At 34.2% G+C, this 15804-nt stretch carries 18 protein-coding genes; 3 read left to right on the forward strand and 15 right to left on the reverse strand.

Annotation, left to right across the window (positions count from 1 at the left end; genetic code table 11):
- Positions 1–8 precede the first annotated feature (8 nt).
- A complete protein-coding gene (locus AC1RPN_RS07115; RefSeq protein WP_481761824.1) occupies positions 9–407 on the reverse strand; it encodes a DUF948 domain-containing protein in 399 nt (132 codons plus the stop codon).
- Positions 408–570: 163 nt separating this feature from the next.
- Here AC1RPN_RS07115 and AC1RPN_RS07120 point away from each other — a divergent pair, with 163 nt between their 5' ends.
- Complete coding sequence (locus AC1RPN_RS07120) at positions 571–1491, forward strand: mechanosensitive ion channel family protein (RefSeq protein ID WP_481761862.1); 921 nt, start codon at positions 571–573, stop codon at positions 1489–1491.
- Positions 1492–1529: 38 nt separating this feature from the next.
- On the opposite strand, the gene AC1RPN_RS07125 is transcribed toward AC1RPN_RS07120, so the two are convergent.
- The 3 genes from AC1RPN_RS07125 to cbpB are packed head-to-tail and all read right to left on the reverse strand — an operon-like array spanning position 1530 to position 3923.
- Positions 1530–2675, reverse strand: coding sequence for an N-acetyldiaminopimelate deacetylase (locus AC1RPN_RS07125; protein ID WP_481761825.1), 1146 nt, complete (start codon positions 2673–2675; stop codon positions 1530–1532).
- Between the two features lie 30 nt (positions 2676–2705).
- On the reverse strand, positions 2706–3413 hold the full coding sequence (gene dapD, locus AC1RPN_RS07130) for a 2,3,4,5-tetrahydropyridine-2,6-dicarboxylate N-acetyltransferase (protein ID WP_481761826.1): 708 nt from the start codon (positions 3411–3413) through the stop codon (positions 2706–2708).
- Positions 3414–3440: 27 nt separating this feature from the next.
- A complete protein-coding gene (cbpB, locus tag AC1RPN_RS07135; RefSeq protein WP_481761827.1) occupies positions 3441–3923 on the reverse strand; it encodes a cyclic-di-AMP-binding protein CbpB in 483 nt (160 codons plus the stop codon).
- A 165-nt stretch (positions 3924–4088) separates the two neighbouring features.
- Between cbpB and AC1RPN_RS07140 the strand changes: the two genes are divergently transcribed.
- Entirely contained in the window at positions 4089–4826 is a 738-nt protein-coding gene (locus AC1RPN_RS07140) for an MIP/aquaporin family protein (RefSeq protein WP_409022771.1), read from the forward strand.
- A gap of 48 nt (positions 4827–4874) precedes the next feature.
- Here AC1RPN_RS07140 and AC1RPN_RS07145 read toward each other — a convergent pair whose 3' ends face one another.
- Genes AC1RPN_RS07145 through racE form a run of 3 tightly spaced genes read right to left on the reverse strand, consistent with a single transcriptional unit; the run spans position 4875 to position 7453 of the window.
- Positions 4875–5399, reverse strand: a complete 525-nt coding sequence (locus AC1RPN_RS07145; RefSeq protein WP_481762414.1) for a YfcE family phosphodiesterase — start codon at positions 5397–5399, stop codon at positions 4875–4877.
- A gap of 1 nt (position 5400) precedes the next feature.
- Positions 5401–6642 (reverse strand): XTP/dITP diphosphatase, encoded by a 1242-nt coding sequence (locus tag AC1RPN_RS07150; RefSeq protein WP_481761829.1) that lies wholly within the window; start codon positions 6640–6642, stop codon positions 5401–5403.
- Position 6643: 1 nt separating this feature from the next.
- Positions 6644–7453 carry a glutamate racemase gene (racE, locus tag AC1RPN_RS07155; protein WP_481761830.1) on the reverse strand — a complete coding sequence of 270 codons (810 nt, stop codon included), beginning with the start codon at positions 7451–7453 and terminating at the stop codon, positions 6644–6646.
- 161 nt (positions 7454–7614) lie between these two features.
- Between racE and AC1RPN_RS07160 the strand changes: the two genes are divergently transcribed.
- Positions 7615–8103 (forward strand): YslB family protein, encoded by a 489-nt coding sequence (locus AC1RPN_RS07160; protein WP_481761831.1) that lies wholly within the window; start codon positions 7615–7617, stop codon positions 8101–8103.
- A gap of 55 nt (positions 8104–8158) precedes the next feature.
- On the opposite strand, the gene trxA is transcribed toward AC1RPN_RS07160, so the two are convergent.
- The 8 genes from trxA to alaS form a co-directional block, all read right to left on the reverse strand.
- A complete protein-coding gene (gene trxA, locus AC1RPN_RS07165; protein WP_409022776.1) occupies positions 8159–8470 on the reverse strand; it encodes a thioredoxin in 312 nt (103 codons plus the stop codon).
- An 85-nt stretch (positions 8471–8555) separates the two neighbouring features.
- Positions 8556–10913, reverse strand: coding sequence for an endonuclease MutS2 (locus tag AC1RPN_RS07170; protein WP_481761832.1), 2358 nt, complete (start codon positions 10911–10913; stop codon positions 8556–8558).
- 19 nt (positions 10914–10932) lie between these two features.
- The gene (locus AC1RPN_RS07175) at positions 10933–11460 is read right to left on the reverse strand and encodes a CvpA family protein (RefSeq protein WP_481761833.1); all 528 of its coding nucleotides are present in this window, start codon (positions 11458–11460) and stop codon (positions 10933–10935) included.
- Between the two features lie 4 nt (positions 11461–11464).
- A complete protein-coding gene (gene zapA / locus AC1RPN_RS07180; protein ID WP_481761834.1) occupies positions 11465–11719 on the reverse strand; it encodes a cell division protein ZapA in 255 nt (84 codons plus the stop codon).
- A 145-nt stretch (positions 11720–11864) separates the two neighbouring features.
- Entirely contained in the window at positions 11865–12158 is a 294-nt protein-coding gene (locus AC1RPN_RS07185) for a DUF1292 domain-containing protein (RefSeq protein ID WP_409022780.1), read from the reverse strand.
- A 14-nt stretch (positions 12159–12172) separates the two neighbouring features.
- Complete coding sequence (gene ruvX, locus AC1RPN_RS07190) at positions 12173–12607, reverse strand: Holliday junction resolvase RuvX (protein WP_409021430.1); 435 nt, start codon at positions 12605–12607, stop codon at positions 12173–12175.
- 8 nt (positions 12608–12615) lie between these two features.
- Positions 12616–12876: an IreB family regulatory phosphoprotein gene (locus AC1RPN_RS07195; RefSeq protein WP_481761835.1), complete on the reverse strand. Its 261-nt coding sequence runs from the start codon at positions 12874–12876 to the stop codon at positions 12616–12618.
- Positions 12877–13023: 147 nt separating this feature from the next.
- The gene (gene alaS / locus AC1RPN_RS07200; protein ID WP_481761836.1) at positions 13024–15681 is read right to left on the reverse strand and encodes an alanine--tRNA ligase; all 2658 of its coding nucleotides are present in this window, start codon (positions 15679–15681) and stop codon (positions 13024–13026) included.
- Positions 15682–15804 lie beyond the last annotated feature (123 nt).

Here is a 15804-nt window from a genome sequence, read left to right on the forward strand (position 1 = left end):
TCCTTGTTTTAAACTTTTCTATTTTTATAAAAACTAAATGCCTTTTTACCAACATTAATGAAAGCTGAAGAATCTTTAGCCCTCTTTGACGTCGCTGAAACGTGTGTCATTAATCCTCGACTTGCATCATTCAAATCAGACACACTTTCACTCAAATCAGCAACAGCCTGAAATAAAGGATCAATTGTTGCTACTTTACCATTTACATCGTCTAATAAAATATTTGATTTTACGAGTATATTCTCAACTTCATTTGATAAGCCATCAACATCGCTGGTAATAGATGAAATACTTTTATTCACTTCTCCGAGTGTTCTCATCATTCTCATAAGAACGAAAATAATGAATAGGACTAAGACCGCGAAAGCAACAGCGGCAATTAATCCTGCAATTTGTCCACCTGTCATAATAATTCCTCCTATTTACTTACGTACATTAATTCAAAATCTACTTATAGGATAGCATTCGAACCTAAAAACTGCAATTGATAACATACGACAGTTTTGTATTTAAATTACACATTAGCCCACATGTTTGCTATGATGATATCAATAAATTAATTTAGGGGTGATCGCCATTTTAAACAATCTTTTTTTAGAGCATTTCACAAAGGACAATTTACTTTTAGGGACATTACTAAAAACCGTTACAAAACAAAGTACTTTCCTTTCACGTTACATAGCTCATATCGATTGGGATGCCATTATTAGTAACCTAGTTGAACTAGTTTTTTCTCTTGTTTTCTTTTCTTTTCTATTTATCCTTATAAATTGGATTGGAAAAAAAATCATTCGTCGGACATTTAATCAATATCGAGGATCCGATAGATATTCAACAAATAGAGTTGAAACAATCAATTCACTAACATCAAATATTTTTCACTATATTATGTTATTTTTTTATCTTTACGCTATTCTGTCGGTGCTCGGTGTTCCCGTTGGTACCTTAATTGCAGGTGCCGGAATCTTAAGTGTTGCTTTAGGTCTTGGCGCACAAGGATTCGTAACTGATGTCGTCACTGGATTCTTTATTCTTTTAGAACAACAATTCGATGTTGGAGATATCGTTAGAATTGATTCAATTGAGGGTCCTATCGTGGCTGTCGGCCTACGTACGACTCAAATTGAAGACTATGATGGTATTTTGCATTTTGTCCCAAATAGAAATATCACAATTGTCAGTAATTTATCTCGCAATAATATGCGAGCAGTTATCGATATCCGAATTGATGTCACTGACGATGTGGATAAAATCACCCATATTGTACAGAACGTTAATGAAAAGTTAGTCCCACTTCATCCCGAAATTAAAGATGGACCAAATATTTTAGGTCTAGTTGATCTTGGCAAAGGAAATTTGGTCTTTAGAGTCGTTGTGTTCACTTTAAATGGTGAACAGGCATCTACTCAACGGACATTTCTTGCCGGTTATCTAACGGCTTTAAATGATGCTCAAATACATGTCTTAAACTCACCTATCTCACTTAACTAAAAAATGACTCAATTATGAAATCATAATTGAGTCATTTTTTAGTTTCTTATTTGTTGATCTCTATCTGTCAAAAAATGGACCATTGCAAGAACACCTGCATCAATTGCAGCTTCTTTAGGCGCCAAAAATTCAGAATGTAGCGAGTAAGGACTATCTACACCCAACCAAAACATTGTTCCAGGTATTTTAGACAATAAAAATCCAAAATCTTCTCCCGTCATTGCAGGTTGTGTTTCAACAAATGAAACTTCTGGATCGTTTTTCATAAATCGAATAAAGTTTTCAGTCCTGCTATCATCATTTTCAACAGGTAGATAACCACCTTGAATGAGGTTTAATTCTACTTCGCAATCGTACATTAATGCGATACCCTCACAAATTGTTTTAACACGTTTTTGAATCAATAAATTCATTTCTTGTGTTAACGCACGAATTGTTCCATTAATCTGTGCTTCACCAGCAATAACATTACCAGTCGTTCCAGCAGTAAATTGACCCAACGTAACAACTCCAGATTGTATTGGATCGACATTTCGACTGATAATCGTTTGTAATTGCGTGACCAACTGTGCACCAGCAACTACCATGTCATTAGCCTGATGTGGGTATGCAGCATGTCCACTTTTTCCGGCTAGGTGTGCATGAATTTCACACGTACCTGCGAACAAAGTGCCTAATCGAGTTCCAATTGTTCCAGCAGGTAATTGTGGATTATCATGGAATGCATAAATTTCATCAGGCATCCACTCATCTAATAATCCACTCTCATAGAGTCGCTTACCACCACTGGCATTTTCTTCTGCTGGTTGAAAGATAAAAGTCATATTTACTGTTGGTTGATTTTCAGAAAAGTAATTTAGAATTCCGAGCGCAACCGTCATATGAATATCATGCCCACAAGCATGCATTCTACCTTCATTCCGTGATGAAAATGGCAGTCCTGTCTTTTCAGTAACAGGTAGTCCGTCAATATCAGTCCGATATCCAATTGTATACCCGCCAATAGAACCAACTACTCGAACTAAAATACCAGTTTCAACTGTTTTAATTACTATAAAACTTTGATTAAATTTTGAAATTAAGTTCAGTAGATAGGCTTGAGTTTCAAATTCTTCTAATCCAATTTCCGGAATTTGGTGTAAGTCCCGTCTGATTTTAATTAGTTCTTCAGTTGTTAAACTCATTTCTATCTGTTCCCTCGTTTCAATTTATTTCTAGATATTACGTAACTCTGCTAAAATTTCTGTTTTATCTTTTGTTTTATCATCGATATCTTTAACTTTTTTTGCGGGCATCCCTACGACTACCGTATAAGGTGCAACATCTTTAGTAACAACAGCTCCAGCACCAACAACGGCACCTTTACCAACACGAACGCCTTCAAGCACGACAACATTTCCACCAATTAAAACGTCATCTTCAATAATAACAGGTGTTGCTGAAGGTGGTTCGACAACCCCAGCAAGTACTGTTCCAGCACCAATATGACAATTATCTCCAACAATTGCACGACCACCTAAAACAGCACCCATATCAATCATTGTTCCCTTACCAATTTCAGCACCAATATTAATGATAGCGCCCATCATGATAACAGCGTTATCGCCAATTAAAACTTGATCGCGAATAACTGCACCTGGTTCAATACGTGCATTAATCTTTTTTAAATCTAATAACGGAACAGCTGAATTACGAGTTTCATTTTCAATATGAGAACTTACAATTTTTGAATTTTCATTTAGGAAAGGTTCAATATCTGCCCAATCACCAAATAAAACGCCAGCTTTATCATTTAAGTAGTCTTCTATCGTATCTGGTACATCGATTTCAACTAAATCCCCTTTAATATATACCTTAACGGGTGTTTTCTTTTTTGAAGTGCTAATAAAATTAATAATTTCGTGTGCATCTAAATTTGCCATCATCATTCTCCTAATATTTCATATTATTTATTTTCTTTCTTTAGTTTCAATATCTTGAACTATATACTCTTTTTCAAATTCATGAGCAATATGATTCATACTTTTCATAAGCTCACGACGTGTCACGATACCTGTAAAACTGCCCTCAGAAGAAACAACTGATAAAAAGGGATGGTCCACAAGTAAGTGCAAAACATTCTCAATATCGTAAGGATCTTGAATAGTGGGAATATCAGTTTCCATAACATCTTTAACACGAACTTCGTGTAATCGGCTGACATCCAATTCATCTAATCCTAACATTGTCTCAGTAATCATAGACAAGGATAACAATCCTTTAAACTTATAATCATTATCTAAAACGGGAATTTTAGCATAATGAACTTTTGTTAAAACCAATAGTGCGTGATCCAGGAAGTTATTTTCTTGTACATTAGCAACAATTTCAGCTGGAATTAAAAAGTGTTCCTGGTTTTCGGATAACATTTTTTCAATAGACTTAGCTATCATTCAATAGGTCCTCCTTCCAAACTTTTAGAACAACTCCTATTTTATAATAAATTGAACGCAGACACTAATTTTTTTTAAAAATCGAGCCAATTATTAATAAATATTTACATTTGTTCGCAATATTGGTAACATAATAAATATTGCGAACAAAAATAGGAGGATACAATGGATTATACATTAACAACAAGATTAGCTGCAGAATTTATTGGTACAGCAATTATGGTTATTTTAGGTAATGGTTCGGTGGCCAATGTCGAACTTGGGCATACAAAAGGACATGGTAGTGATTGGGCTTTAATCGCCTTCGGTTATGGATTCGGTGTTATGATTCCCGCCTTAATCTTTGGTAGTATTTCAGCAAATCATATTAATCCAGCTTTCACTTTAGGATTAGCTTTTTCTGGTTTGTTCCCATGGGGTGAAGTACTTCCCTACATGACAGTACAATTTTTAGGTGCATTCGTTGGACAAGCTATTGTTGTTGCAGCCTACAAACCTTACTATGATCAAACAACTGATCCTGAACGTATTTTAGGTACTTTCTCAACTATTGATGCCGCTCAAAGTAAATTAAATGGTTTTATTAATGAATTTGTTGGTACTTTCATTTTGATATTTGGCGCCATTGGTATTACAAAAGCACCATTTTTCTCCGATAACCTCGGAACAGCTCATCTCGGATTAGGTTTCTTAGTCCTTGTATTAGTTGCATCATTGGGTGGCGCAACTGGCCCAGCCCTAAACCCAGCTCGTGATCTTGCTCCACGTTTACTACATCAACTATTACCTCTTAAAAATAAAGGTAACTCACAATGGGATTATAGTTGGGTCCCAGTCGTTGCACCAATTGCAGCCGGCATTTGTGCCGTTTTCCTATACAAATCACTTTTTATGCTAGCTTAAATTTTAAAAACCTCTAAACGATAAAATTCGTTTAGAGGTTTTTTTTCGCTATTTACGTTTAAACTCGCAAGTTAATTCTGGTATTAATTTATGCTGTCTAGTGAAATATGAGACGTGAACATTTTTTTCGTTTGCTTCTACTATCGCATATGTTCCACCAATCCCTTGATACATCCCTCTAGGAAGACTAATGCTCCCAGGATTTAAAATTAATACGCCATCGTCAGTCATCTCACATCCTAATTCATGAGTATGTCCAAAAAATACGAATTTAGCATGATTAGCCTTAGCTTTTAATTCAAGTGTGAACAGTCCTGTTTTAACGTTAGTCAGATGCCCGTGAGAGAGATAGATAGTTTCCCCGCTCACAATTTCAACTAATTCTTCTGGAAAATTCATATCAAAATCCATGTTTCCTAGGACACCATCAAATTTATTAAAAAGCGGATCATTTGCTTCTAATTCTGAATCGCCACAATGAAAAAATACATCAACTTGATTTTTATTATGTACTAAAATAGATTCTAATATATCACGATCTCCATGACTATCACTCACAACTAAGCACTTCATCTTATTTTTCCCACCAATCATTAAAATTTGACATTAACTTGACGGTTGCACGACCGCGATGACTAATTTTATTTTTTTCTACTTCAGTCAGTTCAGCCATAGACTTATATAATTCAGGTACATAAAAAAGTGAGTCATAACCAAATCCGTTATCTCCACGTGGTATACCCAAAATTTCTCCAGCCACTTCACCGTCTACAACTAGTGACTCGTTACCAGGTTTTGCAAAAACTAACGTTGTATGGAAATTTGCAGTCCTTTTGTCTTTCGGCACGTCAGTCATTTCATGTAATAATTTCGCATTATTCGCAGCGTCATTATGGTCCTCAGCAAAACGAGCAGAAAATATACCTGGTCGACCATCTAAGGCGTCCACCATTAAACCAGAATCATCTGCTAAAACAGGTAATTGTGTTAATTGTGAAATTGTTTCTGCCTTTAATCTTGCATTCTCTTCAAATGTTTTCCCAGTTTCTTCAACATCTGGTAATTCAGGATAGTCCAACAACGTAGTAACTTTAAATCCTAGTGGATTAAAAAAACGTTTAAATTCAGTCGCTTTTCCTTCATTTTTAGTTGCAATTAAAATCACATCTTTTTGATTCTCAATATGTTCATTTTGAATTAAAATGGTTTTCTTCTGCGAATTACCCATTAATTCTGATAATCCTGACATTGCTCCACCTAAAAGTTGCGTTAATTTGTCACCAAGTAAATCAGCATTAGATTTTTCAAAATTCAATTGTAAAAAAGCCCCTGATTCATTTTGAACAATTAATAAATGACTATCGGCTGTTTCCTCTTCTTCACTTGTTAAATCAGCAAATAACTCATCATGAATGAAACCAACATTAATCGCTGAAAATGGTTTTAATTTTTGACCGTTACTCTTTAACAATAAATTTTGAATTGCTACATAACTCGCATTAATAACTGTTGCAATAATATCCCCATCAGCTTGCATGATTTGTACTTGTAAATTAAATCCAGTATCTTTTAATGTTTCTGCCAAGGCCGTCTTAAGCGATGATAAAATCAATTCAATTTTGACATTGCTTTGAGCACTCAACCACTGATTAACGTCTACTTTCAATTCACCAATGTTATCTGTTTCGTTAACTAAAATTGTTACCTTAGTCAAGCCCAACTGGTATTCAATCGCACTATCGACTTCCTTAAGACTTAATTTTGTAATTGAGACTGGTCTAACTTCTAAATTATCTCGATTCTCATTTTTACGCATGTTAGTCTCCCTGTCCTAAATGAATTGTTTTAGAATTTATATTTTCTAATCCTAACCAACCTGATGCAATTTCGTTAAAATCATTCGCATCACCCGTCGTAAAAAATTCATGTTCAATTTTTGCTTCACTTTTAGCCGCAATATTAAAATAATCTAAGATAGTTGAAACATCGTTAACTGTTTCAGCTCCTGAATCAATCAACGTTACTTTATCACCAACCGCATTTTGAATAAAAGGTCTGAGTAATGGATAGTGAGTACAGCCCATGACTAGTGTATCAATGTTTTTATCATCAAAAAAAGCTAACGTTTCATTAACAACTCGTTCAGCGATTTCTGATTCGTATTGATCACTCTCGACAATTGGGACGAACTTTGGACAAGGTAAGCTCGTCACAAATAAATTAGGATTTTTTTCATGTAACGTATTACTATATGCGCTACTTTTAATCGTACCTTCCGTCCCAATAACGCCTACTCTTTGGTTTTTAGATGACTTAATTGCCGCTCTACTTCCTGGTTTTATAACACCAATCACTGGGATTGCTAATTTTTCTCGTAAATCATCCAAGGCAGCAGCCGTTGCTGTATTACAAGCAATCACTAACATTTTTATCCCTTTACTTAACAAAAAAGATGTCATATCCCAAGTGAATTCTAAAACTTGTTCTGAGGGCCGAGGTCCATATGGCATTCTAGCTGTATCACCTAAATAGTATATTTTTTCGTTTGGTAATTGTTTAAGTGCTTCTTTTACAACTGTTAATCCACCAACACCTGAATCAATAAATCCAATTGCTTGATTATTCATTTTCTAACCTCTTTTTCGATTACTTATCAATCTTAATTATGACTTGTCTTTACTCAAAATTCAAGTCTAGTCATTTAACATTAATTTATGAAAAATCAATATCATCTAATCTTAAATAACGGTATAATACTTGTATATTATATATCCAGAGGGAGATCCATATGAAACCAAATTTGATTGAAAATTTATTATCAGCTGACAACAATGATACATTCGCATATGAACTTATTCGCGATAGTTTAATACCAGAAGTAATTGGTACGGATACAACAATTTTATACTGGGTTGGTAAAAAAATGGCCCGTAATGCTAACCTCGCTAATATTGCAGACCTTATTACCTTTTTTGAAAAGGCAAATTGGGGTACTCTTGAAGTGGTTAAAGAAAAAAAAGACAAGCAAACTTGGTTACTATCTGGTAATATTGTTACCTTCAGACAGAATCAGATTAAGTCTGCTGATTTTAACCTAGAAGCTGGGTTTATTGCTGAAACTATCCAAATTCAAAGTGGTTTCACATCAGAAACAATAATTGAAAATCAAAATAATAAATCCGGTGTTTCAATTATTGTTCAAACTGATTTAAAAGATCCTAATATGACAGAACCAACTGACCAATTTCACTTCAAAGTACCAACTGAAACTGAATAATTATCGAATAGATAATTAAAAAGAGCTGACTTTAAAAGTCAGCTCTTTTTAATTACTAAATATATTGTGCTAAAACTTCTTTAACCTGATCTTTTGAATGATAACCGACGATTGTATCAACAACTTCGCCATCTTTTTTAATCATTAAAGTTGGAATACTCATGATACCAAAAGATTGTGCTGTTGCTGGATTTTGATCAATATCCATTTTAGAAAATTTTACTTTATCGCCCATTTCTTGTTCTAAATCTTCAATAGCTGGCGATTGCATACGACAAGGACCACACCATGTTGCCCAAAAATCTGTCAATGTTACACCTGAATCTGTTACTTTTTCAAATTCTTTATCTGTAATTGCTTGTACCATTTGAATTCCCCCTTTTATTATTTATGTGACCATCATATCAAAGAAAATAATACCACGCCACATTTTTGCTTACAAAAAGTAAACGTTACTTGAATTCTACGATAGTTGCGCCATTTCCACCAGCATTGGGTGCTGCAAATTCAAATGACTTAACATGACGATTTGATTTCAAATAATCTGTTATTCCAGTTCTTAAGGCTCCAGTCCCTTTACCATGAACAATAGTAACAGAAGCATATCCAGCAAGTAAAACAGAATCAATATACTGATCAACTTGGCTCATTGCATCATCATAGCGCTGTCCACGAAGATCAAGCGATGTTGAAACGCTTGTTGAAGCCGCATTTTTAAAAATGGTTCTATCCTTTTTATCATTCTCGATATGAACTTTTTGAAGGTCGTTTTCATTAATTTTCATTTTTAGAATACCAAGTTGAACTTCCCACTCTGTCTTACTCATTTTTTTAACTAAAACACCTTGTTGACCATAAGTTTTAACTAAGACATCGTCGTTCACATGGAATTCTTGTTTATTTTTAGCTCGTTGTAGGACCTTATTTTTCTTCAAAGCATTTGTTGGTTGATGCATTTGTGATAATTGTGATTTTGCATCAATTAATTCATGTTCTTTAACAGCTTGTCCTTGAAGCATCTGCATTTGGCGAATTTCTTTTATTATTTTATCTGCATTTATTTCTGCTTCTGCCACGATTTCATTAGCTTTTCCCTTAGCCTTATCCGTCATTGACTCTCTTTGCGCAACAAACTCGGCATACTGTTTAGCTAGGTCATCATGTAATTTCGTTGAATCTTCTAGTTGTGCTTTTAATGCCAGTGTCTCATCTTCTGCCTTTTTTCGCTTACTCATTAAGTCAGAAATCATTTCATTCAAATCTTGGCTATCTTGATTGGTCAAGTTTTGCGCTTGATCAACAACATTTGACGCTAACCCAATTTTACGAGAAATATCAAACGCATTACTACGACCAGGTATTCCAATTAATAATCGATAAGTTGGTTGTAACGTTTCACTATCAAATTCCATACTAGCATTAATTGTTCCAGCACGATTAAACCCATACGCTTTTAATTCGGGATAATGTGTTGTAGCAACTGTATAACTACCTTTTTCTCCAACAGCATCAAGAATTGCAATCGCCAAAGCTGCACCTTCTTGTGGATCCGTTCCAGCTCCTAATTCATCAAATAAAACTAATGAATGTTCGTTAATATTAGCTAAAATAGAAACGATATTAGTCATATGAGCAGAAAATGTACTTAAGCTCTGTTCAATCGATTGTTCATCCCCAATATCTGCAAAGATATCTTCAAAAATACCAATACGACTACCTTCATTTGTTGGAATATTTAAACCTGATTGTCCCATCATCTGAATTAAGCCTAATGTTTTTAACGTAATTGTTTTACCACCGGTATTAGGTCCCGTAACAACAATTGCTTGATAATCTTTTCCTAACATAATATCGTTAGCAACTACTTTTTTACTATCCAATAAAGGATGACGTGCTTGTCTTAAAAAAATGTCATTTTCAACACTAATTGCTGGTTCAGTTGCTTTAATTGAGCTTGCATATTGTGCCTTTGCATTAACAAAATCGAAATGTCCTAAAATATAAGCATTTTCTAAAATTTCTGCTGTAAAAGGTGCAACTAATTCAGATAACTCTGCCAAAATACGACGTTCTTCATCTGCTTGAGCAAGTTGCTGTTCGCGTAAATGATTATTCATCTCGACAATTGCTTGCGGTTCAATAAATAAGGTCTGTCCTGTTGCACTTTGGTCATGAACAGCGCCACCAAATTGACCACGATATTCTGCCTTAACAGGGATAACGTAACGTTCATTTCTAATTGTAATTAATGTTTCACTTAAATATTTAGCACTTTTACCACGCGTAAATTCTTGTAGTTTAGCTCTAATGGCACTTTCCGAGCGTAAAATATTTTGTCGAATATTATGCAATACTGGTGAAGCCTCATCAGTAATGTGACCATCATTTTCAATTGACTGATTCAACCTACGATTAATTTCAGGTAGATTTTCAAGCTTTTCTATCCATTCAAATAATCTCGTTAATTCAATTTCAGAATCTGCTAAATCTTTAAAAAATAATTTAACCTCATTAGTCGTTCGTAGTACACGACCAACAGCAGATAGCTCTTTACCATTCAAAGAAGCTCCCATATCTAACCGTTTCATATGTGGCTTAACGTTGACTAATTGTGGTAAAGGAATGCCACCGCGGAGTCGCAATATCTTCACAGCATCTTGTGTTTCGTCTAAATCCTTTTGGATTTTTTCGAGATTAGTCATCGGCTCTAATGCCTTAACTTCTTCTTGTCCAGATTCAGTAGATATAAATGTTTGAATTTGTTGTTTAACTTTTTGATATTCTAATGTCTTTAATCCTTTTTCGTTCATACTTTAATTCTCCTAACATTTAATCTGTAGATGATGTATTTGTAATGAACATCTTTTTAGCTATTGTTGGCGTATCTGTTAGTATTTTTTGAGCAACCGTCGATTCTAAAACAGCTTCATTAACTTTTTGATTAGGCCAAGCCGACAAAATAATTAACCCAATAAAAATAAAAACAAACATCAGTATAACCGATAGAACCCCACCAATTAGTGAATTCACCTGATGAATAACTGGTAATTTTGTAACAGAATTTATTACTCTAATAATACCTCTAATGAGTATACCGCCAACCACAAATAAAGCCGCAAATACAATCATCGAATAAAAGTTAGTCTGAAGATGGTTCGTAATAGATGTCTTATCAGTTTCCATAATTTTAGGGAAACGTTCTCCCAACCAAATAGTAACAGGATTTGTTAAAACTTTAGCAAATAAATAGATAGCGATAAATCCTACAATTCTCAAAAGCGTTAATACTAATCCTTTTCTATAACCGTTAAAAAATGACACAATTAATAAAAAGATAACAATTAAAGAAACTGTCATAATATTACTCCTTTACTTGTGTTTCACCATTAATTTCATTTAATTTTTCTTGTAATTTAATTTGATCTGAAACTGCGTTGATAGCTACTAATATCGCTACTTGTTCATCATCTATTTCAGGTAGCATGTCCTTCACTGATTGAAATTCATTTTTCACCAATGTTGCTACGGCGTCCATGTGTGTGTCTGATTCTGATCCAATAATTGTATACACTTTTTTACCGATTTTAGTCTTATATCTATTCTTTTGATTTTCCAATGAACACCCTCCTTACATTTAATCATTTAAAAATAATTTTACCACGAATTGATCAAAAGAGATATGTGTATCATAGTCCATAATATATAATTTAAAACAAAATAAAAAAGTTAAACCAATTTGGCTCAACTTTTTAAATAATCTTCTATTGCATACTTTCATCTGAAAGGAAGGTATTCAATACTTCTTCTACCATATCCCATTCATCATCGTCTTCGATTGGTTCTAAATCACTTTCAGTTGCTTCACCATTCTCATTAGGACTAAATGAGTAAGCTTGAATTTCAACCTCTTCATCAGCTTCTGAGCCAAGTGGATAAAGCATAATATATGATTTATTGTAATCATCAGATTCAAAGGTAAACAGAACTTCAAAAAGTGTTTCATTACCGTTATCATCTACTAATGTAATCTGTTGGTTTTCTTCTTCATTATTCATATTGTGACCTCACTTTATTCTTTAGTTAATTTGCCTTTACCATCTAAATAATTCTGTAAAATTAGGCTTGCAGCAAGTTTATCAATAACTTTTTTTCTTTTTTTTCTTGATGTATCGGCCTGTTCAACAAGCATACGTTCTGCCTCAACAGTTGTCAACCGTTCATCTTGAAAATCAATTGGCAAGCCAAAAGTTTCAACTAATAACTCGCCGTACTTTTGCGCAGCTTCAGCACGAGGGCCTAATGAGTTGTTCATATTTTTGGGTAAGCCGAGTACAAAGCCAGTTACTTCATACTCTGTAACCAATTCTTTGACACGTTCAATACCAAAGTCACTTCTGTCTTCATTAATACGAATAATTTCAACGCCTTGGGCAGTCCATCCTAATAAATCGCTCATTGAAACGCCGACCGTTCTTGAACCAATATCCAAGCCCATTAATCTCATTTAATTTCCTACTTTTCTTCTGTATTTAAGTAATTTTTAACTAACTCTTCAACAATTTCATCGCGTTCATATTTTCTAATTAAATTACGTGCGTCATTAAATCTAGGAATATAAGCAGGATCGCCCGATAACAAATAGCCAACAATCTGGTTAATAGGGTTGTACCCTTTTTCTTCTAATGATTGGTAAACAGTTACCAATGTATCGTGGACATCTTTTTTATTATTTTCGTCAAAATTAAAGAACATTGTTTTATCTAATGAACTCATAACGTGGCACCCCCATCAATTTATTAACCTAGCTCTATTCTACTAAAAAAAGGACCATTCGACAATCAAAACAAGCTGATGTAATCAAGCCGTAATATAATAAAGAGTATTTATCTATTTATTATTAGATAAATACTCCTTTAATTATTATTTGGTTTGATTATTTAACCAATTTGCTGCTTCTTTGATTGCATCAGCTAAACCTGCTGGATTTTTACCACCTGCTTGAGCTAAGTCTGGTCGGCCACCGCCACCACCGCCAACAAGTGGCGCAATCGTCTTAATTAAATCGCCCGCTTTTAATCCTGATTTAATGCCATCAGCACTAACTGCCGTAATTAAATTAACTTTACCGTCATCACTTGTTGTTCCAATAGCCAAAACATCTGATAATTCTTGGGTTTTCCATTGGTCAGCCAATTGACGTAATTGAGACATCCCTGAAACTGAAACTTTTGCTGCAATTAACGTTTTACCATTAATTTCTTGTTTATTTTTGAAAACATCCCCAGCTTGTTGGCTAGCAATTTTATCTTCAAATGCTTGAATTTGTTGTTCACTTACTTTTAATGCACTTTGTAATTGTTCAATTTTATTTGAAACTTCTACGACTTTATTTACTTTTACTTGTTGTGCTACTGTTTCTAAGAGTTCGTTACGTCCGTTTAAGAAATCAAAAGCTTCTTTAGAAGTTACTGCTTCAATACGACGAACGCCGGCACCAACACCTGATTCAGAAATAATTTTAAATAAGCCGATTTCACTCGTATTTGAAACGTGCGTACCACCACAGAATTCAATTGAATAATCGCCAATTTTCACAACCCGCACAATTTTTCCATATTTTTCTGAGAATAAAGCAATGGCACCCATATTTTTAGCAGAATCAATATCTGTTTCAACAGTTTCAACAGCTAACTCAGCCCAAATCTTATCGTTAACAATCTTTTCAACTTGTTTTAACTGTTTCTCTGAAACGGAACCAATATTTGTAAAATCAAACCGTAGATAAGTGGGTTCGACTAATGACCCAGCTTGATGTGTATGTTCGCCCAGAACATCTCGCAATGCTTGATCAAGTAAATGTGTCGCCGTATGATTTTTTTCAACTTTTTTATGGAAATCTTGATTAATTTCTAGTGTCACTAATTGGTCTTTTTTCATTGCTGCAAGAACTTTAATGGCGTGTAAATTTTGTCCATTAGGTGCATGTTGAACTTCTTCAACTTCAGCAATAACATTGCCTTCTGTATCTTTGATAGTTCCTTTATCAGCAACTTGTCCACCCATTTCAGCGTAAAATGGTGTTTTTGAAAAAATAACTTGAGCGTTATCACCTGGTTTTATGTTATCTACTAACTCGTTATCCACAATTAAATCAACCACTTTGGCGTCATCCACATTAGCTTGTGTATAACCAACATATTCACTAATTGTTTTAATATCTGTTAACATCCCATTTTGAACACCCATTGATTTAGCATTACTACGTGCAGCACGAGCACGATCCTTCTGCTGTTGCATTTCAGCGTTAAACCCTACTTGATCTACAGATAATCCTTCATCTTCGGCATATTCTTTCGTTAATTCAAATGGAAAACCATAAGTATCGTACAATTTAAAGACACCAGCACCAGTTAGCTCTACTTTATTTTCTTTTTTAGTCGTTAAAATAAGATTATTTAATAACTGTAATCCATCTTTTAATGTTTCATTAAATCGTTCTTCTTCAGAACGAACAATTTTAGAAATATACTCTGATTGTTCTAAAACTTCCGGATAATAATCCTTCATAATATTACCAACAACAGGTACAAGTTGCGTTAAAAATGATCCTTCTATCCCTAATTTTTGTCCATGCATCACTGCACGACGAATTAATCGACGAATAACATAGCCACGTCCTTCATTAGAAGGTAAAGCGCCATCACCAATGGCAAATGAAATTGCACGCGCATGATCTGCAATAACCTTAAATGAAATATCATCTTGGGCATTATCATCATATTTTTTATTATTACTCATTTTTTCAGTTGCATCAATTAAGGGTAAGAATAAATCTGTTTCAAAATTAGTTTTTGCATTTTGGAAAATCGAAACAACACGTTCTAAACCCATCCCCGTATCAATATTTTGATGAGGTAGTGGTTCATAGTTATTTTCAGGTGTGTGATTAAATTCAGAGAACACGATATTCCAAACTTCTAGATAACGTTCATTTTCGCCACCAGGATAATTTTCGTCATCATCCTCAGCTAAGTTATTAAAACTTTGTCCACGATCATAAAAAATTTCTGTATCAGGTCCACTAGGTCCTTGTCCAATATCCCAAAAGTTATCTTCTACTTCTACTAGATGATCCTTTGGTAACTTAACTTCTTCTAACCAGATACGTTTTGCTTCCAAATCTTTTGGGTAAACAGTAACGTATAGTTTTTCAGCATCAAATGCGAACCATTTTTCACTTGTTAATAATTCCCAAGCCCAATTAATTGCTTCTGGTTTAAAATAATCCCCAATTGAGAAATTACCCAACATTTCGAATAACGTATGATGACGTGCTGTCTTACCAACATTCTCGATATCATTCGTACGAATACTTTTTTGGGCATTCGTAATTCTAGGATTTTCTGGTACAACTGATCCATCAAAATATTTTTTTAAAGTTGCAACACCGGAATTAATCCACAGTAATGTGGGATCATCCACAGGTAGTAATGAGGCACTAGGTTCAATTGTATGGCCTTTTTCTTTAAAGAAATCTAAATACATTTGGCGTATTTCAGTACTTGTCATTTTTTTCATAAGTGTGACTTCCCTTCTATTTTTAAGCAAAAAACACCGCTGCGAGTAAGGACGCTTATAGCGCGGTACCACCTTACTTGCAACGATGTTTTAGTCGTTTACCTCTTAAACTCGATAACGTTG

It is taken from the genome of Dellaglioa sp. CoH-57-MRSF-20, assembly GCF_056781955.1.

What these genes read in the sequence shown, in the direction of transcription:
- racE (WP_481761830.1), bottom strand. Translation starts at nt 7,453, where the DNA reads ATGAATAATCAAGCAATTGGATTTATTGATTCAGGTGTTGGTGGATTA.
- AC1RPN_RS07175 (WP_481761833.1), bottom strand. Translation starts at nt 11,460, where the DNA reads ATGACAGTTTCTTTAATTGTTATCTTTTTATTAATTGTGTCATTTTTT.
- AC1RPN_RS07185 (WP_409022780.1), bottom strand. Translation starts at nt 12,158, where the DNA reads ATGAATAATGAAGAAGAAAACCAACAGATTACATTAGTAGATGATAAC.
- AC1RPN_RS07125 (WP_481761825.1), bottom strand. Translation starts at nt 2,675, where the DNA reads ATGAGTTTAACAACTGAAGAACTAATTAAAATCAGACGGGACTTACAC.
- AC1RPN_RS07195 (WP_481761835.1), bottom strand. Translation starts at nt 12,876, where the DNA reads ATGAGTTCATTAGATAAAACAATGTTCTTTAATTTTGACGAAAATAAT.
- AC1RPN_RS07170 (WP_481761832.1), bottom strand. Translation starts at nt 10,913, where the DNA reads ATGAACGAAAAAGGATTAAAGACATTAGAATATCAAAAAGTTAAACAA.
- AC1RPN_RS07145 (WP_481762414.1), bottom strand. Translation starts at nt 5,399, where the DNA reads ATGAAGTGCTTAGTTGTGAGTGATAGTCATGGAGATCGTGATATATTA.
- cbpB (WP_481761827.1), bottom strand. Translation starts at nt 3,923, where the DNA reads ATGATAGCTAAGTCTATTGAAAAAATGTTATCCGAAAACCAGGAACAC.
- dapD (WP_481761826.1), bottom strand. Translation starts at nt 3,413, where the DNA reads ATGGCAAATTTAGATGCACACGAAATTATTAATTTTATTAGCACTTCA.
- alaS (WP_481761836.1), bottom strand. Translation starts at nt 15,681, where the DNA reads ATGAAAAAAATGACAAGTACTGAAATACGCCAAATGTATTTAGATTTC.
- AC1RPN_RS07140 (WP_409022771.1), top strand. Translation starts at nt 4,089, where the DNA reads ATGGATTATACATTAACAACAAGATTAGCTGCAGAATTTATTGGTACA.
- AC1RPN_RS07115 (WP_481761824.1), bottom strand. Translation starts at nt 407, where the DNA reads ATGACAGGTGGACAAATTGCAGGATTAATTGCCGCTGTTGCTTTCGCG.
- ruvX (WP_409021430.1), bottom strand. Translation starts at nt 12,607, where the DNA reads ATGAGATTAATGGGCTTGGATATTGGTTCAAGAACGGTCGGCGTTTCA.
- trxA (WP_409022776.1), bottom strand. Translation starts at nt 8,470, where the DNA reads ATGGTACAAGCAATTACAGATAAAGAATTTGAAAAAGTAACAGATTCA.
- AC1RPN_RS07160 (WP_481761831.1), top strand. Translation starts at nt 7,615, where the DNA reads ATGAAACCAAATTTGATTGAAAATTTATTATCAGCTGACAACAATGAT.
- AC1RPN_RS07150 (WP_481761829.1), bottom strand. Translation starts at nt 6,642, where the DNA reads ATGCGTAAAAATGAGAATCGAGATAATTTAGAAGTTAGACCAGTCTCA.